The organism is Nocardia sp. NPDC051832 (assembly GCF_040681285.1).
GTDB lineage: Bacteria > Actinomycetota > Actinomycetes > Mycobacteriales > Mycobacteriaceae > Nocardia.
The window spans coordinates 418,083-438,168 of the sequence record NZ_JBFAYL010000004.1; the positions used below are offsets into that span (position 1 = coordinate 418,083).

19 protein-coding genes are annotated in these 20,086 nt (G+C 68.2%); 10 read left to right on the top strand and 9 right to left on the bottom strand.

The features are described from left to right. Nucleotides 1-134 precede the first annotated feature (134 nt). The 4 genes from AB0M14_RS27585 to AB0M14_RS27600 all read left to right on the top strand — a co-directional run bounded on the left by AB0M14_RS27585 (nt 135) and on the right by AB0M14_RS27600 (nt 3,798). Complete coding sequence (locus AB0M14_RS27585; RefSeq protein ID WP_364999783.1) at nt 135-842, top strand: response regulator transcription factor; 708 nt, start codon at nt 135-137, stop codon at nt 840-842. Between the two features lie 313 nt (nt 843-1,155). Continuing rightward, the gene (locus tag AB0M14_RS27590; protein ID WP_364999784.1) at nt 1,156-2,487 is read left to right on the top strand and encodes a HAMP domain-containing sensor histidine kinase; all 1,332 of its coding nucleotides are present in this window, start codon (nt 1,156-1,158) and stop codon (nt 2,485-2,487) included. A 227-nt stretch (nt 2,488-2,714) separates the two neighbouring features. Then, a complete protein-coding gene (locus AB0M14_RS27595; RefSeq protein WP_364999785.1) occupies nt 2,715-3,251 on the top strand; it encodes a hypothetical protein in 537 nt (178 codons plus the stop codon). A gap of 97 nt (nt 3,252-3,348) precedes the next feature. Then, a complete protein-coding gene (locus AB0M14_RS27600) occupies nt 3,349-3,798 on the top strand; it encodes a pyridoxamine 5'-phosphate oxidase family protein (RefSeq protein ID WP_364999787.1) in 450 nt (149 codons plus the stop codon). A 3-nt stretch (nt 3,799-3,801) separates the two neighbouring features. Here the strand turns inward: AB0M14_RS27600 and AB0M14_RS27605 are convergent, their stop codons facing one another. Then, nucleotides 3,802-4,977 carry a low temperature requirement protein A gene (locus tag AB0M14_RS27605; protein WP_364999789.1) on the bottom strand — a complete coding sequence of 392 codons (1,176 nt, stop codon included), beginning with the start codon at nt 4,975-4,977 and terminating at the stop codon, nt 3,802-3,804. 116 nt (nt 4,978-5,093) lie between these two features. On the opposite strand from AB0M14_RS27605, the gene AB0M14_RS27610 reads away from it, so the two are divergent. From AB0M14_RS27610 to AB0M14_RS27620, 3 genes are read left to right on the top strand one after another with little or no spacing between them, the layout of a single operon-like run. Continuing rightward, nucleotides 5,094-5,465: a metalloregulator ArsR/SmtB family transcription factor gene (locus AB0M14_RS27610; protein ID WP_364999791.1), complete on the top strand. Its 372-nt coding sequence runs from the start codon at nt 5,094-5,096 to the stop codon at nt 5,463-5,465. Beyond that, the gene (locus AB0M14_RS27615) at nt 5,462-6,187 is read left to right on the top strand and encodes an MIP/aquaporin family protein (RefSeq protein ID WP_364999793.1); all 726 of its coding nucleotides are present in this window, start codon (nt 5,462-5,464) and stop codon (nt 6,185-6,187) included. The genes AB0M14_RS27610 and AB0M14_RS27615 overlap by 4 nt, the downstream gene beginning before the upstream one ends. Nucleotides 6,188-6,213: 26 nt before the next feature. Then, a complete protein-coding gene (locus AB0M14_RS27620) occupies nt 6,214-6,630 on the top strand; it encodes an arsenate reductase ArsC (RefSeq protein WP_364999795.1) in 417 nt (138 codons plus the stop codon). On the opposite strand, the gene AB0M14_RS27625 is transcribed toward AB0M14_RS27620, so the two are convergent. Together AB0M14_RS27625 and AB0M14_RS27630 are read right to left on the bottom strand one after the other, a co-directional pair. Next, complete coding sequence (locus tag AB0M14_RS27625) at nt 6,631-8,016, bottom strand: amidase (RefSeq protein WP_364999797.1); 1,386 nt, start codon at nt 8,014-8,016, stop codon at nt 6,631-6,633. It lies immediately after the preceding gene. 331 nt (nt 8,017-8,347) lie between these two features. After that, nucleotides 8,348-9,046 carry a TetR/AcrR family transcriptional regulator gene (locus tag AB0M14_RS27630; protein WP_364999799.1) on the bottom strand — a complete coding sequence of 233 codons (699 nt, stop codon included), beginning with the start codon at nt 9,044-9,046 and terminating at the stop codon, nt 8,348-8,350. 149 nt (nt 9,047-9,195) lie between these two features. Here AB0M14_RS27630 and AB0M14_RS27635 point away from each other — a divergent pair, with 149 nt between their 5' ends. The 3 genes from AB0M14_RS27635 to AB0M14_RS27645 all read left to right on the top strand — a co-directional run bounded on the left by AB0M14_RS27635 (nt 9,196) and on the right by AB0M14_RS27645 (nt 12,867). Beyond that, the gene (locus tag AB0M14_RS27635; protein WP_364999800.1) at nt 9,196-10,587 is read left to right on the top strand and encodes an FAD-dependent monooxygenase; all 1,392 of its coding nucleotides are present in this window, start codon (nt 9,196-9,198) and stop codon (nt 10,585-10,587) included. A gap of 2 nt (nt 10,588-10,589) precedes the next feature. After that, the gene (locus AB0M14_RS27640; RefSeq protein ID WP_364999802.1) at nt 10,590-12,371 is read left to right on the top strand and encodes an FAD-dependent oxidoreductase; all 1,782 of its coding nucleotides are present in this window, start codon (nt 10,590-10,592) and stop codon (nt 12,369-12,371) included. Nucleotides 12,372-12,702: 331 nt separating this feature from the next. Beyond that, the gene (locus tag AB0M14_RS27645) at nt 12,703-12,867 is read left to right on the top strand and encodes a hypothetical protein (protein WP_364999804.1); all 165 of its coding nucleotides are present in this window, start codon (nt 12,703-12,705) and stop codon (nt 12,865-12,867) included. Between the two features lie 26 nt (nt 12,868-12,893). Here AB0M14_RS27645 and AB0M14_RS27650 read toward each other — a convergent pair whose 3' ends face one another. The 6 genes from AB0M14_RS27650 to AB0M14_RS27675 form a co-directional block, all read right to left on the bottom strand. Next, entirely contained in the window at nt 12,894-13,367 is a 474-nt protein-coding gene (locus tag AB0M14_RS27650; RefSeq protein WP_364999805.1) for a hemerythrin domain-containing protein, read from the bottom strand. Nucleotides 13,368-13,436: 69 nt separating this feature from the next. After that, nucleotides 13,437-15,152, bottom strand: coding sequence for a class I adenylate-forming enzyme family protein (locus AB0M14_RS27655; protein ID WP_364999807.1), 1,716 nt, complete (start codon nt 15,150-15,152; stop codon nt 13,437-13,439). Nucleotides 15,153-15,171: 19 nt separating this feature from the next. Next, nucleotides 15,172-16,377 carry an acetyl-CoA C-acyltransferase gene (locus AB0M14_RS27660; RefSeq protein WP_364999809.1) on the bottom strand — a complete coding sequence of 402 codons (1,206 nt, stop codon included), beginning with the start codon at nt 16,375-16,377 and terminating at the stop codon, nt 15,172-15,174. A 34-nt stretch (nt 16,378-16,411) separates the two neighbouring features. Beyond that, on the bottom strand, nt 16,412-17,407 hold the full coding sequence (locus AB0M14_RS27665) for an LLM class F420-dependent oxidoreductase (RefSeq protein WP_364999811.1): 996 nt from the start codon (nt 17,405-17,407) through the stop codon (nt 16,412-16,414). A gap of 44 nt (nt 17,408-17,451) precedes the next feature. Next, complete coding sequence (locus tag AB0M14_RS27670) at nt 17,452-18,921, bottom strand: carotenoid oxygenase family protein (RefSeq protein ID WP_364999813.1); 1,470 nt, start codon at nt 18,919-18,921, stop codon at nt 17,452-17,454. 90 nt (nt 18,922-19,011) lie between these two features. Then, the gene (locus AB0M14_RS27675; protein ID WP_364999815.1) at nt 19,012-19,968 is read right to left on the bottom strand and encodes a helix-turn-helix domain-containing protein; all 957 of its coding nucleotides are present in this window, start codon (nt 19,966-19,968) and stop codon (nt 19,012-19,014) included. Nucleotides 19,969-20,086: the final 118 nt, after the last annotated feature.

The window sequence follows — 20,086 nt, forward strand, 5'->3', positions numbered from 1 at the left end:
TGTGACCGCAGCCACACCAGTTAGCAACATCACCGCATACCGTGTGGGTCGTGTTCGCGGACGGTCGGCAGCGCAACCGGCCAAGCGGGCACGCATTGTTTCGATAGGCACTCGGGCGAAGGTAGAGAGCGGCGATGAGCGATTCATTAGAGCCACCACACGTGCTGGTCGTGGACGACGATCCCCACGTCCGTGAAGCCCTGGGCGACGCCCTGTCCGCTCTCGACCAGTACCGAGTCGACCGCGCCCCCGATGGCCTGGCCGCCCTGAAGATCCTGGACAACCACCGCGTTGACGCCATCGTCCTCGACCTCACCATGCCCCGCCTGGACGGCTCCGCCCTCTGCCGTCGCCTCCGAGCCGCCGGCGACGCCACCCCGATCCTCATCCTCACCGCCCGCGACACCACCGCCGACCGCATCCAAGGTCTCGACGCCGGCGCGGACGACTACCTCGGCAAGCCTTACGACCTCGGCGAACTCCGCGCCCGTGTCCGCGCCCTGCTGCGCCGCGCCCCCACCCGCGCCCCCGAGGACCCCACCGGCATCACCCTCGCCGATCTACTCCTGAACCCCGGATCCCGCCAGGCAACCCGCAACGGCACCGTCGTCACCCAATTCACCATGACCGAATTCGCCGTCCTCGAACTCCTGGCCCGCAACACCGGTCTCGTCCTCTCCCGCGACACCATCGCCGAACGCGTCTGGGGCGGCACCCTCCCGCAAACCAGCAACGCCATCGACGTCTATATCCGCTACCTCCGTCAGAAACTCGACTCCGCCGGCTGCCCACCCCTGATCCACACCGTCCGCGGCGTCGGCTACCAGATCCGGATCCCCTGATGCCCCATGCCAACTCGGCCCACTGCCAATCCCTCGACTCGGCAGGCTCCGACCCGGTCGGCCCGGCACGCGCCGCGACACCCGCTGGAACCAATGCCATCACCCTCGGCGGCACCAAACCCGCCACCCCGGTAAGAACCACACCCCGCACCGCACCAAGAACCACTCCTCCCACTCTCGCGAGTACCAGCTCCGCCTTTGCCGCAGGCGCGAAACCCTTCGTCCGGACAGGCGCCCGCGCCGTAGCCGCCTCGAGCGCCAACTCAGTCATCCCGGCAGGCTTCCGGCCGGGATCCACACCTCGGCGGCTTCGATGACACTGCGGCGCTTCTCTTTACGCCAGCGGGTGGCGATCCTCGCTGCCACCGCGGCAGCCTTGCTGGCTACCGCGATGGCCGTCGGCGCGTTCTTGTTGTTTCAGCGGGAGGTGCATCGGCAGGTCGACCAGACGCTGGTCCAGGCGGCGACGTCGACGGTTCGTGCCGAGCAGCACGACACCTGGACTCCGGAGCAAGCCGGGACCTGCCGCTGGCTGACATCACCACCGTGTAGCCGATTTGTCTCTGCCACAACCGATTCCGCTGCCGAAACCGATGATGCGGCACTGGCGATCAACGACCCGGAGCGAGCTGTGGCCCGGAACGGAACTGGTCGCCTCTTCGAGGACCGCGAGTATCGCGGGTATCCCGTCCGGGTGCTGACCTCGGCGGTGGATGACGGCCGGGCGGTGCAGGTTTGGACACGCACCGACAGCATGTCGGCGAGTATCCGCACCTATGCCCAGGTACTGGCGCTGGGTGTGCTGGCCGCCGTTGCCCTGGCCTGCACCGCGGGATACCTGGTGACGCGGATCGGTCTGCGCCCCCTCGGGAATGTCGCCGCCGTCGCGCGCAGGGTTGCGCGCACCGCCGACCCGGACGAGCACCTCCCGGTCCACGGCAACGACGAACTCGCCGACCTTTCGACCAGTTTCAACGACATGCTCGCCGCGCTCGGCAAAGCGCAAGCCGCACAACGCCAGCTGGTTGCCGACGCCTCCCACGAGTTGCGTACCCCGCTCACCGCGCTGCGCTCCGACGTCGAACTCCTCAGCGCCGCGGGACTTCCCGAAGTCAGCGCCGAGCGCGCGCGAGCCCGGATGCGCTCCGGCATCGACAACATGACCGAGCTCGTCACCAACCTGCTGGACCTGGCCCGGATCGATGAGGCCGGTCTGCGCCCCGACCGCGAACTCCTCCCGCTCGAGGACGTGGTCGAACAGGCCGTCGCGCGCTACCCGCACGCCCACATCGAGCGCGATCTACCCCCGCTCGACGTCTACGCCAACCGCACGCACCTACTGAGCCTGCTCACCAATCTCCTCGACAACGCCCTGAAATACGGTGCGCCACCGGTGGTTATCTCGCTCCGCGATCAGACGCTGTCGATCGCCGACCACGGTCCCGGCATCGCCGACGCCGACGCGTCCAGGATCTTCGACCGCTTCTACCGCTCCCCCGATGTCTCCGCGGTCCCCGGCTCGGGACTAGGGCTCGCCATCGTCGCGCGCGTCGCTCAGACGCACGGCATCGCCGTGACCACGCACCGCACCGAACCTTCGGGCCTCACCGTCGCGCTGACTTTCCCCGTACCCCAGCACAATTGACACCGACCCCCGACCGTGTGCACGAAGTGACACTATGGACGACGATCACGATCGGCCCGCGGCTCTTACGCGGTAGCGGCGGATACCCCGGATAGCCCTGCGGCGGCCCGTAACCGCCGTTCCCCCGCCTGCCCCGCGCACCCTGGCTGACCTGGCATCCCACCCCCGTAATGGCTACTCACCACTGCTCTCCCACTGCCGCCCGGAATCTGCCACAGTGGCACCTGATGACCACCACTCCGTTCCAGCGAATCGCCCGCCTGCGCACCCTGATCGAGCACCCCCGCACCGGCGCCAACGAGCGCGCCGCCGCGCAGCGGATGCTCGACCGCATCCTGGCCAAAACCAGCGCCGAATCCGGCGATTCCGGCCGGACCTACGGCGAGCGGCACCGCCGCCCCGGCAAACACGCCGACCTCTCGACCATCGCCGAGATGATCCGGGACGACATCGCCCTGGCGCGTGCCGTCCGCACCGCCCCAGGTTCCCCTGGCGACCTGGCCGCGGCCGACCCGCTCGCCGACGCCCCCGCCGAACTCACCTTCACCGTCGACACTCCCGATCCCGGCGCCATCGAAATCACCATCGATGCCATCCCACCCGCCTGGGGTTGGACCGACATCACCGAAACCCCCAGCCCCGCGCTGCAATCCCTCGCCACCGAGCTGGCCGACATCCTCGGCAGCTACAACCACACCGGCCCCGGCCTGCCGCCCCGGTTCTTCAGCCGCGTCCGAGCCGGTAATCGCACCCTGATCTGGTAGCCGCAGACCGACAGGTCGTCTTGACAGTCACGCCCATCAATGTAGTACGTTCACTTTATATAGAACGAATCAACTATATCGGGTAGGGAGATGACACATGTCCGACGAACTGTTCGGTGTCGCAACGGAAATCGTGCGATCCAGCAAGTACGGGTTTCTGACCACAGTGGTCGAGGGCACGCCGCGAACCCGCCTGGTACAGACGATGCAGGTCGACGCGGACGGGACGGTGTGGATCGGGACAAGCCCGAAATCACGCAAGGCAGTCGATATTTCGTCACAACCGGAGGTCACCTACGCCGTCGAGGATCGGCCAACGCTGGCCTACACCTGCCTGTACGGCACGGCCGAAATCGTCGACGACGCAGCGGAATTGCACGCCAAGTGGCAGGACGGCTACGAGATCTTCTTCCCCGACGGACCGGACGGCGGTGACTTCGTGCTGCTGCGGCTGCACCCGAGGGCGGTGGAAGTCATGGACTTCACGCGCCAAATCCATCCCGCGCCATACGGTTTGAAGCCGGCACGGGCCGAACGGCCGCTCTGACGGTCAGTCGGTCGCCGGCCGGTGCGAGTGCGCGTAGATGCTCACGGCGATGAGCAGAGCCATCAGCACACCGGCCAACGGCACGGGGTACGGCGTAAAACTCGCCGCCAGGATGAGCGATCCGAGCAACGGCATGGTCCAGGCGTACGGCGCGTTCGCGCCGTGCGGCCGGACCATCAGCCACCACACCACCAGCAGGTAGCAGAACACGGGGATGGTGACCGCCAAACCCGCCTGCGTCGTGGACAAAACGGTGTGGTGCTCAACCTGTGCGATGTTGACCGAAAGCCCCGCGCCGACCGCGGCGCCCGCCGCGAAGATCACGTAGTGACCGTAACCCCACAGGAACGGCGCGGTGGTCGTCGCAAGCAGTTCACCGGCGTTCATCGAGAAATACACCCACCACATGGCGAACACGATGAGCAACCCGCCCGCCGCGATGAACAGCAGTTCGGTGTTCACCGCCGAGGACAGCGCATCCCGGAACGCGTTGGTGGCCGACAGGATCGTCTCGCCGAGCACGATGATGGTGAGCAGCCCGTAGCGTTCGGCGATGTGGTGCGGATGCCAGGGCATCCGCCAGGCCCGATCCGCCCACAGCGGCACCAGCAGTTCGGCGACGACCATCGCCAGGAATCCCCACATCCGCCACCGCTCGGGCAGCCCGAAGACGACCACGGCCCACCCGACCATCGCCAGCGACTCCCCGGCCACATAGCGCAGCATGGTGGCCCGAGCCTTCGGATGCGATGCCGAGGCGCGCAACTGCTGGGCGACCAACCCGACGCGCATCACCAGGTAACCGAGGAACACGATGCCGAAGTCGCCGTCGTCGAACGCGCGCGGCACGCCCGCCGCGAGGATCAGCACACCGGTCATCACCAGCAAGGTGGACAGCCGATACGGCACATCGTCGGTGTCGAACGCCGAGGCGAACCAGCTGAAGTTCATCCACGCCCACCAGATCGCGAAGAACACCATGAAGTAGCTCGGTATCCCCGCCGCGAAATGCCCCTCGGCCAGCGCGTGCTCCAGCCGCAACGCGACCTGGGCCACCGCGACCACGAAGCACAGATCCAGCAGCAGCTCCATCGGCGTCGCCGCCCGGTGCTGCTCGTCCGGACTCCGGGGCGTCATCCGATGCCGCCAAGTCCACCCACCGGTCCCGTGCACGGTCATGTACGCATCGTAGGGACCCGCCGCGCCCGAACATCGAACGCCGCTCCGGGGTGAACTGACCGGGTTCACCAGCTGTTTGCTTGTGCGTCTGATTCGATATACGTCAATATAGACGCATGTCTAAGTCGGAACTCTCGGTGACGCCTGCGCAGGGTTGTTCGCCGGCACCACTGGTGCGCGAGCCTCTTACCGTCGCAGCGGCTACCGAGCTGGCCGGTGCGTTCAAGGCGCTCTCGGATCCGGTCCGGTTGCGTTTGCTCAGTGCCATCGCCGGCCGCATGGGGGGCGAGGCTTGCGTTTGCGAACTCTCCGAGGGTATCGATTTGACCCAGCCGACGATCTCGCACCACCTGAAGGTGCTGCGGGAAGCCGGGTTGCTCGCCAGTGAGCGGCGCGGCACCTGGGTCTACTACCGTGTGCGGCCGGCCGCGCTGGCACAGTTGTCACGGCTGCTCGACACGACGCTTCCGACCGGCGTTGCCCCGTGAGCGTTCTCGCCCGCCGGGCGCTCGCCGAGTTCACCGGCACGGCGCTGCTCGTAGCGATAGTGGTCGGCTCAGGCATTGCCGCCCAGCAGCTTTCGGCCGGTGATGTCGGCCTCCAACTCCTGGAGAACTCGACGGCCACCGTGTTCGGCTTGGCCGTCTTGATCCTGGTATTCGGCCCGATCTCCGGCGCGCACTTCAACCCGGTCGTCTCGGCCGCCGACTGGCTCGCGGGCCGTCGCGGCGCCGGCCTGACCCCCGCCGAACTCGCGTCCTACCTCGCCGCGCAGATCAGCGGCGCGATCCTCGGCGCGATCCTGGCCAACGCCATGTTCGACCAGCCCGCCCTGCAACTCTCCACCCACCACCGCATCACCAGCGGCCACCTGATCGGCGAATTCGTCGCCACCGCGGGCCTGATCATGGTGATCTTCGCCCTGGCTCGCACCGGCCGCGCCGCGTTGTCGGCGACCGCGGTCGCCGCCTGGATCGGCGCCGCCTACTGGTTCACCAGCTCCACCTCCTTCGCCAACCCCGCCGTCACCATCGGCCGCGTGTTCACCGACACCTTCGCCGGCATCGCCCCGACCTCGGCCCCCGCCTTCATCGCCGCCCAACTCCTGGGCGCCGCGGCCGGTTTGGCCTTGATCACCGTGCTCTATCCCGACACCGGCGACCACGCGGGCGAGGTCGTGGTCGGCCACGACCAACCCACACACCACTGAGCCGCTCTCACGAAAGGCGCTCCGCCATGGCCGCCAAACCCAGTGTCTTGTTCGTCTGCGTCCACAACGCCGGCCGCTCGCAGATGGCCCAAGGCTTCCTGACCCACCTCGCCGGCGATCGGATCGAGGTCCGGTCGGCCGGCAGTGCGCCGGCCGAGTCGGTGAACCCTGCCGCCGTACAAGCGATGTCGGAACTCGGCATCGACATCGGCGATCAGTCACCGAAGATCCTGACGGCCGACGCGGTGCAGACCTCCGACGTGGTGATCACCATGGGCTGCGGGGATGCCTGCCCGTATTTTCCCGGCGTCAGCTACCGCGATTGGGTGCTCGACGACCCGGCGGGCCAGGGTGTCGAGGCGGTGCGGCCCATCCGTGACGAGATCCGGAAGCGCGTCGAGGAACTGATTCGCGAGCTACTGCCGGACCCCGGCATGCTCTGATCAGAACGGACGGGGTTGCGGGCGCGCGTCTTCCACTTGGGCGGCCACTGAGAGGATCGTGGTTTCGCCGTTGGCGGGGCCGATGAGCTGGACCGACAGGGGTAAGCCGTCGGTGCCCACGCCGGTGGGTATGGACGCGGCCGGGTGGCCGGTGACGTTCCACATGCCGGTGTAGGCGGCCATCGGCATGGAGCGCAGGAGGGCGCGGACGCTGCCCGCGCCGTCGAGGACGCCGACGCGGGGCGGGCGGATGGCGATGGTGGGGGTGAGCAGGAGGTCGCAGGTCTCGAAGACGCGATCTACCTTGCGGGCCAGTGCTTCTCCGTGGCGGATGGCGCGTTCGACGACCGGGCGGCGAGCCCAGGCGCCGAGGGCGACCGTTTCGCGGGTGCGGCGTTCCAGCAGTTTCGGGTTGTCGACGAGTTCGGCCTCGGCGCGGACGCCGCCGAAGAACTGCGGGAGGAAGGCCGAGGTGGGGTCCGGGTAGTGCGGGTCGATCTCGAAGACCGAATGGCCCAGGCTCGCGAGCAGTTCGGCGGTGTCCAGGACGGACTGCACATGCTGGGGGTCCGGTTTCGCCAGGGGCACCGGCGATTTCGTGCTGTAGCCGATGCGCAGGCCGGTGCTCGGGCGACCTGCCGCCGCGACGAAGGACATGATCGGGTCCGGGGCGTGGAAGCGGTCGCCGGGGGTGCTGCCGCGGATCACGTCGTAGACAAGGGCGCTGTCGTAGACGGTGCGCGTCAGCGGACCGACCACACCCAGCGCCCACCATAGGTGCGGGTGCGGCGCGGTCGATACGCGGCCACGCTGGGTTTTCAAGCCGAAGAGGCCGCAGCAGGCCGCCGGAATGCGGATCGAGCCACCGCCGTCGCCGCCGATCGCGACCGGCACCAGCCCAGCCGCCACCGCCGCCGCGGAACCACCGCTGGAGCCGCCGGTGGAACGGGTGCGGTCCCACGGGTTCCGGGTGACGCCATAGGTGCTGGATTCGGTGAACGGCCACTGCCCGAATTCCGGCATCGCCGTCTTGCCGACGATCACCGCGCCGGCCGCCCGCAGCCGCCGCACCACCTCGGAATCCGCGGTGGCCGGCCGATGGTTGGCGCGGGTGCCGAAGGTGGTGACCTCGCCGGTCAGGTCGAGTTCTTCCTTCACCGCGATCGGGATGCCGTGCAGCGGGCCCAGGTCCGTGCCCGCGGCGCGTTCCCGGTCGCGGTCCGCGGCTTCGGCTCGCGCCCGGTCGCGCAGCACGGTGCTGAACGCGTTGAGGTCGGACTCGCCGATCCGGTGCAGCGTCGCCTCGACCAGTTCGACGGCCGAGACCTCGCCTCGGTCCAGCATGTCCCGCTGTTCGCGCACTCCGGCGGTCACGATCTCGTCCATTTCGACCCGCTTCTCCGGTCCGGACCATCACGGCCGGATCACCTGTTTGGCAGCTGAGCCTAGTACCTGCGCCGATGTCCCCGATACGCCATCACGGTTTCATAACGGCGGGAGGTGGGTACCCGAAGATCATGACGGACCACCGACCTACCCGGATAGCCGGTATGGAACCGGGGACCGCAGTTCTGGCATCTTCGACGTGCCTGGCCTTCTCGGCTGGGATCGCCGCCATCACGCGGTCAACCGGCATTACCCTCGCAGCGTGCGCCAGTCTCGCGATCGGCCTCGCACTAGTTCTGAACATCCTGCCGCACAAGGCATAACGCCCTGCTCACGCGGACGTGTCACCGTAGACCGTGAGCCAGATGGCGCGACCGAGCGCCGCGGCGAGGACCTCGTCGGTCACCGCGGCCTCGGCGGAGAAGTTCACCGTGATGGTGCGCTCCACCATCGAAGTCAGTACGAGTGCCGTTGCGGCGGCGTCCAATTCGGCGCTGACCTGGCCACTGCGCTGGTCGGCTTCGAGCCGCTCGCGCACCAGTCCGATGAACAGGGCCACCCGCGTCCGCCAGTACGCGCCGACATCCCGGTCGTAGGCGGACACCTCGCTCAGCGCCAGCAGCAGATAGCGATGCTCGCGGAAACCCGCGATCATCGCGCGCACCGCCGCGACCACACCGGCTTGCTGGTCGGTGTGGTCTGCGCGCCACCATAATTCGGCCGCGCCGAACAGATCGGTGGTGGCCAGTTCGGCCATGCGGATCAGCAGCCGGCTCTTGTCCGGGAAGTAGCGATAGAAGGTCGAGCGCGCGATCTGCGCGGTGGCGGCGATGCGCTGCACCGCGATCTCGGTGAATGGAATGCCTTCGGCCAGCAGTTGTTCGAGCGCGCCGAGGACGCGCCGCTCCAGGTCGGCGCGGCGCTCGTCGTCCGCCGGGCGGGCGGGGCGCGCGGCGCGGGTCAGCGAGGGCATCGGAGGTCCGGTGTCGAGTCCGCCATGGATGCCATTGTGCTCCTTCGCCTTCCGCACCCCACGGCAGCCACATCTGACCCAGACAGGTGTTGACATTCGGCCGCGGTGCGCTCACTATCGGACACAGTGTCCGAGACATAGTGACCGAGGGCAATCATGATCGAATATTCAGCCACCGCAAGGCAATTCGACGCGGGCCCGGTGTCATGACAGCCGAGCAGGTCGACGCGATCGTGGTCGGCGCCCGCTGCGCCGGATCGGCCGCCGCGATCGCATTGGCGCGGGCCGGACGGCGAGTAATCGCCGTGGACAGCGCGCGTTTCCCGTCCGACACGGTGTCGACGCATCTGCTGTGGCCCGCGGGGGTCGCGGAGCTGCGGCCGCTGGGCGCCGCCGCGCTCGTCGAGCGCCTCGGCGCACCGCACCTGACCCGCGCGCGGGCGGGCGGCTCGGGGTTCTGCGTCACCTCGCCGTTCAGTCCGGTCGAGGGCATCGATTACGCGTTGTGCGTGCGCAGACCCGGGCTGGACGACGCACTGGTGCGGGCCGCCCGAGCGGCGGGCGCCGAGATCCGCGAACGCGCGAAGGTCACCGAGATCGTCCGGGACAGTGGACGCGTCGCCGGCGTCCGATACACCGACCGCTCCGGCGCCACCGTGGAACTGCGGGCACCGCTGGTGATCGGCGCGGACGGACGACGCAGTACCGTCGCCCGGCTGGTCGGCGCCGACCGGCCCTACCTCAGCACACCAAGCGGCCGGGACTGCTACTTCGCCTATTGGCGCGACGCGAATCCCGCCGAGCGCCATGTCGCGGCCCAGTGGCGTGCGGGCGCGGACCTGGGCACCGCCTTCCCCTGCGACGACGGGCTGCTGCTCAGCCTGGTGCAACCGCCCGCCGAATCCGCCGAACCAGGACCCGGCCGCGCCGAAGCCCGGTATCTGGCGGCGATCGAGCGTCTTCCCGCGCTCGCGGACCGGCTGGCGGGTTGCACTCGGGTCGGCCGGGTACGCGCCGCGACCGGCATCGTCTCCTACTTCCGCCGCTCCGCCGGCCCGGGCTGGGCCCTGCCCGGGGACTCCGGCCATTTCAAGGATCCCGTTACCGCCCAAGGCATTCGAGATGCCCTGCGCTACGGCCGGCTGCTCGGTGCGGCGGTCGCACCGGTCCTGGACGACCCGGTCGCTCTCGACCGCGCGCTGCTCGACTGGGAACGCCGCCGCGCCGCCGAATGCCTGGACATGTACCAGTGGACCAATCGCCTGGCCCGCGCGGAACCGATGCGGCCCTTGGAGATCGAGCTGTATCGCGCCGCCCAGCACCAGCCCGCGCTGGCCCTGGCCGCCACCGAGATCTTCTCCCGCACCACAACACCCAAACAGCTCCTGACCCCGGCCCGTGTCACCGCGCTGACGGCGCGTGCCTTGCTACGCGGCGCGCCCGCCACCGTGCTGGTCAACCTGGGCCAAGAGCTCCGCGACGCCGCCGCCGAATGGCTCCAGGCCCGCGCTGCCGCCCAGGCGATTCCGCCCTCCCCCGCTCCCGCGCCCGCACCCCGACCATCCGCGCAGGCGTACGGCCCCCTCTCCAGGAGCTAGACATGCACGATCCCCGACCCGCGTCCGGCCTGACCAGACGCGACCTGCTTCGCGGTGCGCTGATCATGGGCACGACCACCGGCTTGTTCGCGGGACAGGCACAAGCCGGACCGCTGCGGCAAACGCCCGCCCTGCACAGCAGCGGCCGATCGGTCGCGATCTTCGGCGGCGGCGTCGCCGGACTGTCGGCCGCGCACGAGCTGATCGAAAGGGGTTACGAGGTAACCGTTTACGAGCCGTCCTACCTCGGCGGCAAGGCCCGCAGCATGGGCGTGCCCGGCACCGGGACCGGCGGCCGCGCGGACCTGCCCGGCGAACACGGCTTCCGGTTCTTTCCCGGCTGCTACCAGAACATTCCGGAGACGATGAGCCGGATCCCGTTCCCCGGCAATGCCAACGGCGTCGCCGGCAATCTGGTCCGGGTCGACGGCGCGATCGCCGGATTTCGGGACCTGCCACCGATTTTCACGCCGGTCGAGCTGACCGGTCTGCGGCACCTCACCCCGGAACTGCTCCAGACGGCCATCATCACGGCGTTCGGCTTCATCCCGCAGCTGCCCCCGCTGGAGCTGGCTTTCTTCGCCCGGCAGATCGCGCTGTGGTTCACCTCCTCGAACGAACGTCGTTACGGCCAATGGGAGTACGTGACCTGGGAGGCGATGCTGCAGGCCGACGGCAAGTCCGCCGCGTACCGCGAGTACCTGGTGAGCGCGCTGACCCGGATCACCGTCGCCGCGAAACCGCACCTGAGTTCGGCGCGCACCATCGGGACCATCGGCGAAGCGCTGGTGCTGGCCGGAACCGGCCTGATCCCGCAATTCAGCGGCGGCATCGACCGGATTCTGAGCGGACCCACGAACGAGGCGTGGATCGATCCGTGGGTCACGTATCTACGTTCTCGCGGTGTGGTCTTCGTCATGGGCCGGCGCGCGACCCGGCTCCAGCTACGAAACGGCGTGATCGCCGGAGTGACCGTCACGGGCGCCGGCGGCACGAGCACGGTGCGGGCCGACTGGTACGTCTGTGCCATGCCGGTCGACAAGACCACTCCCCTGCTGAGCGGCGACATTCTCGACGCCGATCCGCACCTGGCGGGCATGTCGGAGTTGATCACCGACTGGATGGTCGGCATTCAGTACTACCTGCGGCAGCCGACCCGGCTCCCGCAGGGACACATCGCCGCGCTCGGGACGCCCTGGGCCCTCACGGCATTGCGTCAGGCGCCGATGTGGCGCGGCGACTTCGCCGCTCGCTACGGCGACGGCACCGTGCGGGAATGCCTGTCGGTGGACGTCTCGGACTGGGATTCGCCCGGCATCCTCTACGGCAGGACCGCCAAGGACTGCACTGCCGAGGAAATCGCCGCCGAGGTATGGGCGCAGCTCAAACGCTGGCTCAACACCGGCACCGGCTGGCTGCACGATGCGGACATCCACTTCTGGCACCTCGACCCCGGCGTCTCCTGGTCCGGCGGCGGCATCCACAACGAAACCCCGCTGCTGGTCAACACCGTCGGCTCCTACGACAAACGCCCGCACGCGCACTGCGCGATCCCCAACCTCTTCTTCGGCGGCGACCATGTGCGCTCGCACATCGACTTGGCGACGATGGAGAGCGCCAACGAATCCGGCCGCGCGATCACCAACGCCGTCCTCGACGCGGCCGGCGACCCGGCCCCGCGGGTCACCATCCACCCGCTGGTCTCGCTGCCGGTTTTCGAACCGCTCAAGCAGCTCGACGCCGACCGTTTCCGGCGCGGGCTGCCACACGTCATGGACGCCTGAGCGCCCGCCCCGGCAACGTCCGAGCATCACCCGGCTCGCCCGGGCGCGCGCGACACCCGCGCCCGATATCATCCCAAGAGCGAGTAAAGGCGACTAGGCTGACCTGCAGGTGCCGGTTCTCGGCGCCGAATCCGACAATGATGTCGTACCGCTTGCCGAGCGGATCGCACGAGCGTAGGGCGCCGCCGAGTACGACCCTGATCGACCCTCACCGGCCGCTCCTTCCCGACGACGAATATCCCTTCGTTCTTTGGCGTTTGGGCCCGCACGGCGCGGGAATTACTGCCGCCGTTCACATCTGAGAAGTTCAACACTCGGAGGAATTCAGATCGTGGCCATTCTCGACGACCGCAGCACTACCGCAACCTCGCGCCAAACGTCCGCCGAAGCGGACTCCGAAACTCCCATCGTCTGGCCCGACCCCAGTCCCCTGGAGTCCTGGTGGGAACAGGTGATGGGCCGCAACGGCCAGCCCACCCGCCGCAGCGTGGTCTGACTCGCAACCCCTGTTGCCACCGTCTGCTACCTTGCCGAAGGCTGTGCGGGTGACTTCGGCGCCTTTACTCTCAGTTCCAGCATCCGAGCTCCTATTTCCTGGAGTTGCTTACGCCCCAGATGTTCTCGCACCTTGGGAAACCATTCGTTCTCTTCCTCGTCGATGTGCTGATCGACATTGTCGATCAGAACGGTCGCCTTGGCGGCGAATCGCTCGTCCTCCGGGTTCATGGCGGCCAATTCGGCGATCAAGACCTCGGCGATGTGATGCTCCTCGAACGACTCCAGGATGTCCTGCTCCAAGCCCGGCGCCAGCTCCCGGACCTCGGGATACATGCACTCGTTCTCGATATACGTATGGACCGTGAGCAGTTCGATGATTTGCTCGATCAACTGCTTTTTGGTCTTGTAAGCGGTCGGGCCCGCTTTCTCGAAATCGCGGAACAGTGTCCGTAGCGCCTCGTGATCTTCGCGCAGCAAAACAATCGCGTCGGTAGACATCGATACTCCTCGCAATGGGAACGGCAGTGCCGGTCATTCCCCTACGTTGGACTACCGAAACCGCGCCGATCAGCCTTGTTCTAATAGTTCATCCCGGAGTTGCCGGCGCAGGATCTTGCCGACCGGGTTGCGTGGCAGCGCCGAGGCGAGTTCCAGCCGTTCGGGCAGTTTGAACGAGGCGATGTCGCGGGCACGCAGATGGTCGGTGACCTCGCCGAGGGTGATGCTCGCCCCCGGCTTGGGGACGACTATCGCACAACATTTCTCACCGAGCACGGCATCCGGGAAACCTACGACGGCGACCTCGGCGATGGCCGGATGATCCTGCAGCAAACCCTCGATCTCGGCCGGCGCGATGTTCATGCCGCCGCGAATGATGATCTCCTTGATCCGGTCGACAAAACGCAGGTATTGCCCGTCCGCACCACACAGCTCGAAAACGTCGCCGCTGCACAGATATCCGTCCGCATCGAAGGGGGTGCTCGCCGCCGTGCCGGGCAGATAGCCGCCGAAGACGCTGGGCCCCTTCAGGCGCAGCTCGCCTTGCGCGCCCACGGCGTGGACCGGTGCGCCGGTGGCCGGATCCACCAGTCGCACCGCGGTGTTGGCCGCCAGGCGAGAGGCCCAGGCCCGAGTTCGGGTGCTGTAGTTGGGCAGATGCTGGGCGCGCACCACCGGGTCGGGGATGTCGGCCGGAGCGCCCATCAGGCACACGCCTTCGTTGGAGCCGAAGAAGTTCAGGACCGCGATGCCGAACTGTTCCTGCCAGTCGCGCACCACGCTCGGCGGCAGCGGCGCGCCACCCGAGCCCACCTTCTGCAAGGAGGACAGGTCGGCCAGACCACGCAGATCCGCACGCTGCAACAACATGGTCAGCAAGGCCGGCGGCATGGAGGTGTGGGTGACGCCGTACTTCTGGATCTGGCCGAGGAACACCGGCAGATCAAGTGGATGATGTTGCACCAGGTGACCGCCGCCGAGCAGCCAGGGCAGCAGCGAGCCCGCGAAACCGGCCATGTTCACCAGCGGGAACGGGTTCAGGATCACCGAGTCGGTGCTGGTCTCCAAGCCTTCCTGCGGACCCCAGCCGATGGCGAGCCAGTCGCCATGGCAACGCGGCACGCCTTTCGGGGCGGCCTCGGTGCCGCTGGTCCAGCAGATGGTGACGCGGTCGTTGATGGTGATCTCCAGAGCCGCGAGATATTCCCGGAGCGCGCCGAGATCGACGGCGGTGTCTGGGTGCAGGCTCGCCGGAGCGCCCGGAGTGAAGGTGCAGACGGCGCGCAGCCCGAGACTCGAAACCTCCTGCGCGAGCGTACGATCCTGCAATTTGTCGACCGTGATGATCGCGACCGCGCCCGAGGCGGCGACGATGGTGGAGATCTCGTGGCCGCGATAGGAGACCGGCATCGGCGTGGCCACCGCACCAAGCCGCCACAGCGCCAAGTAGCTCGCCACCAGCGCCACCGAGTTCGGTACCAGCACGGCGACCACGTCACCCTGCCGAATCCCGTTGGCGAACAAGGCTGCCGCGGTGTGTTCGACGCGCTCGTGCAACTGCCGCCAAGTCAGCTCCTCCGGGAGCGCACCCGTGAGCGCCGCGAGATTCGCCGGATCCGTGAGTGCCGCCGCATCGGGACGTTGCCGCACCCAGGTGTCGAAAATGTCGACCATGGTTTCCGGTTGCCACCAGCCCTTTTCGAGGTACTCGCGGACGAGATGCTCGGGGTGACAGGGCGTAACGCCGCGGCTGTCGGGGGCTGGCGTGAAGGGCAGATCGGACATGAGTTTTCTTCCTAAGAGCTCAGCGGATGCGGCGGATGACGACGGCGGACGCCAGGCCCAGCGCCGCGGGGATGGTCAGTAGTGCGTGTTCGCCGTCGATGCGGGTCAGTTCGTCGAGGGCGAGGGCGAGCAGGTTGCCGCCGGTGGCGCCGAGTGGATGACCTACCGCGAGCGCGCCGCCGTTCGGGTTGACGCGGTTCGGTTCGAGGTCCAGTTCGCGGGTCAGTAGCAGTGGGGTGACGGCGAAGGATTCGTTGACTTCGATGAGATCCAGGTCGGCGCTGGTGATTCCGGCGCGGTGCAGGGCCGCCTTCGCCGCGATCGCCGGGGCGGTCAACAAGGGTGAGCGCACGGCGGCCTGCGCCGTCCCGGCGATCACCGCCAGTGGCGGTCGGTCCAATCGGGCCGCCGCGGAGCGGGTTCCGATCACCGATGCTGACGCGCCGTCGGCGAGCTGGGGTGCGGTGGCCAGGGTGTGCAGGCCCGCGGCCGGTCGTGGTGCTTCGGGTAGGCGGCGGGCGACCCGTTCCCAGGCGGCACCATCGTCGCCGAACAGCGCTGGAAGTTGTTCGAAAGCTTCGAGACTCGCGTCGGAACGCGCGCCCTCGTCGGCGTCGAGCAGCACCGCCTCGCCCTTGCGGACCGGGATCAGCGAATTGCCCTGGGGCGCGGCGAGGGCGCGCTGATGCGAGCGGACCGCGTAGGCGTCGAGCTCGGGACGGGTGATCCCGGAGACCGCCGCAGTGAGGTCTGCGGAGACACCGATAGTGACGAAACCCGTGCGTTCACCCAGGTCCGGATCGGTGGCGATGGCGGGCCGGTCGGCGAGCATCGGGACCCGGGACATGGATTCGACACCGCCCGCGACGACGATGTCCGCCATTCCGGAAGCAATTCGGGCAGCGGCGCTTTCGAGGGCGTCCAGGCCGGAGCAGCACAGCCGGGACACCACGCCACCCGGAATGGCGTCCGGCCAGCCTGCCCACTGCACGGCCGCGCGGGCCAGGTCACCGCCCTGCTCACCGGTGACGGTACTGAGGCCGACGATCACGTCATCGACGAGTTCGGGCGGTAGCGAACGGGATTCGAGCGCGGCCAGCAGCTGACCGAACAATTCGTACGGGGGCAGCTCAACCAGCGTGCCACCGTGCTTTCGGACGCGCGCCCGGGGCAGCCGGACCGCGTCGTAGATGTAAGCCTGTGCGGGGAAAGAGGAGTCGTTCATCGCAGTCCTCGTCGGTCCGGGATAGGAGCCGGAATCATGGTGTCGGCTGTTCGTGATCCACGCGGACGATGGTTTCCAGCGTTCGGAACCCGGCGGGGTCGGCAGCGGAGGTCGCCGGAACGACGACTACTTCATCCGCACCGGCGGCCCGATACTCGGCCAGGCGAGCGGCCACGGCCGGTTCGTCACCGAACAATCCGACCGAATAGGGCAATTCGTCGGTGACGGCGGCCAGGATTTCGCGTGGATGAGCGCCGGAGCGGGCCAGGTCGACGATCGCGCCGAAGCCCGCTTCGACGAACATTTCCCCGTAGCCCGGGGCAGCCAGGTAGCCGACGATCCCGCGCCGCACCGTCGCCGTCATCTCCGGCTCCGGATCGACCGCGGCAGTCACCCACACGGCAACCTTTGGGGCGGGCCGGTTCTCGTGTTCGGCGACGTTGCGGATCACCTCCACGCAGCGCCGGACCTGCGCCGGAGTAACCAGGTTCAGTACTACGCGGTCAGCGGTCTTCGCGGCACAGGCGAGCGCACGGGCCCCGAAGGCCGCGATGGTGAGGGTCGAGCGGGGTGCGTCCAGCCGCAGCCGGTACCCGCGCGTCGACTCGACACGGCCGGTGAAGTCGACCTTCTCCCCGGCCAGCAAGCCCCGCAAGATCAGTGCCGATTCTTCGAGATGCCGAGCGGGATTGCGCCGTTGCCTGCCATGCCATTGCTCGACCAGCACCGTGCTGGACGTGCCGATCGCCACGTCGACCTGCCGACCGGTCAGGGCGGCGACACTGGCCGAACCAATGGCGATCGTCGCGGGAGTCCGAACGTCGACCGCGAATGGCCCTAGGCACAAAGGAATTCCGCCGGCCCGGTTCCCGATCGCGCTCGCCAGCGCGAAGGCGTCGAAGGTCGCCATCTCCCCGACCCACAACTGGTGGTAACCGAGCTTGTCGGCGGCGTCGGCCACCGCGAGGGCTTCCAGCGGATCCCGATCCTGCCAATACGGCAGGCTCACACTGAGGCTCGGCTCATTCATCGAGCGCCCCGCATGCAACCACATCGACGGTTCTCCCTCGGCGATCAGCTAGCGCTTTCGGAAGGTGCCGCGGCGGCGCGCATTCGGTCCCCGCTGACCCAGGTGGCATGGAAGCCGAGCGGCACGCGCACCGGCAGCCCGAGCCGGCAGCTCGGTCCGGCCGCGAGATCGGCGGCGTCGTAGATCCAGACCTCGGAGGCGCCGGTCCGGATGTCGGTGGCGAACATGGTCAGCCACGCGTCGTCCTCGCCGCGGCCGCCGGGGCGCGGGACCACGGTGACTTCGCTGCCCGCGATGCCGGGGCCGAATTCCTGGGTCTGCTTCGCGCCGGTGCGCACGTCATATTTCACGACCGCGTCGAACAGCATGGTGTGGTCCACCGAAAGCCGCATCTGATAGGACCAGCGGTTCGGATGACCGGTCCTGCCCTGATCGATCGCCGGGAACTCGGTGTTCACCTCGTCCATCGGCTCTTCGGTGGTCGCTCCGGTGCGCAGGTTGAACCGGTAGCGGTGCAGGGTCGCCTCGGGCCGCAGGTAGGCGAGCAACTGGGCCAGCGGGTTGGTGCGGTCGGTGACCGGACTCGGCTTGGACACCCGGCAGGCCACCAGGACGATCTCCTCGCCCTCTTCCCACGCGTTGACGGAGTGGTAGATGTAGCCGGGCGCCGCCTCGAACCAGCGCACCTCGGTCGCGTCGCCATAGCGGGGCAGGATCGCGAAACGGCTCGGCAGTTCGCGGTCGAAGAACAGTTTGAACCGGCCGGCCGCGGCGGCGCGGGGATCGTTGTAGAGCGGCAGGTCCATCAGGATCGAATAGTTCTCGGTGATGGCCATGTCGTGCGGCAGGCGCGGGCCGGGCAGATCGATACCGGTGAAATGGGTGACAGTGCCGCCTGGATCGGCGACGCCGTAGCGCAGGTAGGGCGTGTGGATGCCGTAGTCGAAGAAGACCAGTTCCTCGGTCCGTTCGTCGACCTTCGCGTGCGCCGACATCTCGCAGGTGAGAGTGCCGTGGAAGGTGTCGCCGCCGCGGGTCTCCAGCGTGATCGGGTCCAGCGCATACGGTTTGCCCGCCCGATACCAGGTGGCGAGCAGGTTGCCATGGTGGAACACGACATCGGTGTTGGCCGAATTGCGTTCGCGGCGGTCGCCGGGTGGGTTGTCGTCCCAGGGTTCGATCACGCCGCGCCACAACGCGGTTCCCGCGGCGCGTTCGGCTTCGAACTCGGCGGTGCGCACGAAGCGGTTGCGATAGTCGGCGCGGCCGTTCTCGAAATGCACCGCGTGCAGCATGCCGTCGCCGTCGAACCAGTGGTAGCGGCCCTGCGGGGCGAACTGCGGGTTCGGTCCGTTGCGGACGTAGACACCGTCCAGGTCGGCGGGGATCTCGCCGTGCAGTACCGGGAGGTCGGTGACGGTGACCTCCTGCTGCGTCGGGGCGTAGGGGCCCTCCAGATAGGGGTTGGCGAATGCCTCCGCGGCGGGGGCGACGAGCTCTTCGTTCAGCGACATCAACTGCTCCTAGTTAGTACAGTTAATGAAGTGATACAGGTCTCATGAAGAGGTGTCAAGAGTTAGACAGGGGTTGCGTGCGGCGGCAGATCAGCCGAGGCGGTCGCGCATTTCCTCGGGCAGCGGCTCGAAAACAACTGCCGCACGATCCAATCGCGCGTCGCAGCCGCGACAGCGCAGCGCCGGAACAAGCGGCCGGCCGCAGGATTGGTGGCGGATCAGCACTCCCGGCTCCGCACCGGGATAGGCACGAGCCGCCCACGCCAGCAGGAACGCGTACACACCGAACAGCGCCCGGCCACGGGGCGTGAGGCGGTACTCCCGTCCGCCCGCGGATTTGCGCAGGATCTGCGCGGTACACAGACGATTGAGCCGATCGGTCAGCGTTGTCGGGGAGATATCGAGGTTCGCGCGGAAGTCGCTGAAGCGGCGGATACCCGCCAGCGCCAGGCCGGTGATCGCCGCGCTCCAGCGGTCGCCGATCGCGACCATGACCTCGGTGAACATGTCCCGGCCCGGCACCGCCGCCTCGGGCGCCCGCGTGGAGCGCCGGCGCCCGCTGGAGCCGAGCGCCCACACCACATCGGGGCGCAGCTCGACGGCGGTTTCGTGCGGGGTGACGGTGACGCCGCAACCCCGGCACAGCACGACCGTCGGCCCGCGATGGCCACACTCGGCATGGACCAGTTCGGGTTGCCACGCACCCGACGGCGACCACTCGCGGTGCCAGCCCCAGAGGCCGATCAAGATCTCCCAGGTCGCCAGGCCCAGGTCGGTGAGCAGGTATTCGGACCGATCCGCCGTGTTCGGCTGCGGGACTCGGTGCAGGACACCGGCTTCCACCAGCGAGTTCAGCCGGGAGGTCAGCACGGCCGGCGGTGCGCCCGTGCGGTCGATCCACTGATTGAACCGCCGGGTCTGATACAGGAAGGCGTCGCGCAGGATCGCGAGCGTGAGCCGGTCGCCGAGCAGGTCGAAGGTGGCGGCGACCGGATCGAGCCCGGCCGGCGGCCGGGTTCCAGGCTCGGCGGACCGCAACTCCGACACGAACTCCTCCTCTACCGAACTCGACCGGACACTCGAGCAGTCAATCACAGCGGAATTCACTGCGGCGCGCGGTCAGGTCTTGCGTTCTTCGCATCGACACGGTACTTCATTAACTGTA

Excerpts from the sequence above, each read along its gene's own strand:
- AB0M14_RS27595 (WP_364999785.1), top strand. The coding sequence starts at position 2,715 with ATGACCACCACTCCGTTCCAGCGAATCGCCCGCCTGCGCACCCTGATC.
- AB0M14_RS27640 (WP_364999802.1), top strand. The coding sequence starts at position 10,590 with ATGCACGATCCCCGACCCGCGTCCGGCCTGACCAGACGCGACCTGCTT.
- AB0M14_RS27670 (WP_364999813.1), bottom strand. The coding sequence starts at position 18,921 with ATGTCGCTGAACGAAGAGCTCGTCGCCCCCGCCGCGGAGGCATTCGCC.
- AB0M14_RS27610 (WP_364999791.1), top strand. The coding sequence starts at position 5,094 with ATGTCTAAGTCGGAACTCTCGGTGACGCCTGCGCAGGGTTGTTCGCCG.
- AB0M14_RS27635 (WP_364999800.1), top strand. The coding sequence starts at position 9,196 with ATGACAGCCGAGCAGGTCGACGCGATCGTGGTCGGCGCCCGCTGCGCC.
- AB0M14_RS27620 (WP_364999795.1), top strand. The coding sequence starts at position 6,214 with ATGGCCGCCAAACCCAGTGTCTTGTTCGTCTGCGTCCACAACGCCGGC.
- AB0M14_RS27585 (WP_364999783.1), top strand. The coding sequence starts at position 135 with ATGAGCGATTCATTAGAGCCACCACACGTGCTGGTCGTGGACGACGAT.
- AB0M14_RS27665 (WP_364999811.1), bottom strand. The coding sequence starts at position 17,407 with ATGAATGAGCCGAGCCTCAGTGTGAGCCTGCCGTATTGGCAGGATCGG.
- AB0M14_RS27655 (WP_364999807.1), bottom strand. The coding sequence starts at position 15,152 with ATGTCCGATCTGCCCTTCACGCCAGCCCCCGACAGCCGCGGCGTTACG.
- AB0M14_RS27625 (WP_364999797.1), bottom strand. The coding sequence starts at position 8,016 with ATGGACGAGATCGTGACCGCCGGAGTGCGCGAACAGCGGGACATGCTG.
- AB0M14_RS27605 (WP_364999789.1), bottom strand. The coding sequence starts at position 4,977 with ATGACCGTGCACGGGACCGGTGGGTGGACTTGGCGGCATCGGATGACG.
- AB0M14_RS27650 (WP_364999805.1), bottom strand. The coding sequence starts at position 13,367 with ATGTCTACCGACGCGATTGTTTTGCTGCGCGAAGATCACGAGGCGCTA.
- AB0M14_RS27600 (WP_364999787.1), top strand. The coding sequence starts at position 3,349 with ATGTCCGACGAACTGTTCGGTGTCGCAACGGAAATCGTGCGATCCAGC.
- AB0M14_RS27660 (WP_364999809.1), bottom strand. The coding sequence starts at position 16,377 with ATGAACGACTCCTCTTTCCCCGCACAGGCTTACATCTACGACGCGGTC.
- AB0M14_RS27590 (WP_364999784.1), top strand. The coding sequence starts at position 1,156 with ATGACACTGCGGCGCTTCTCTTTACGCCAGCGGGTGGCGATCCTCGCT.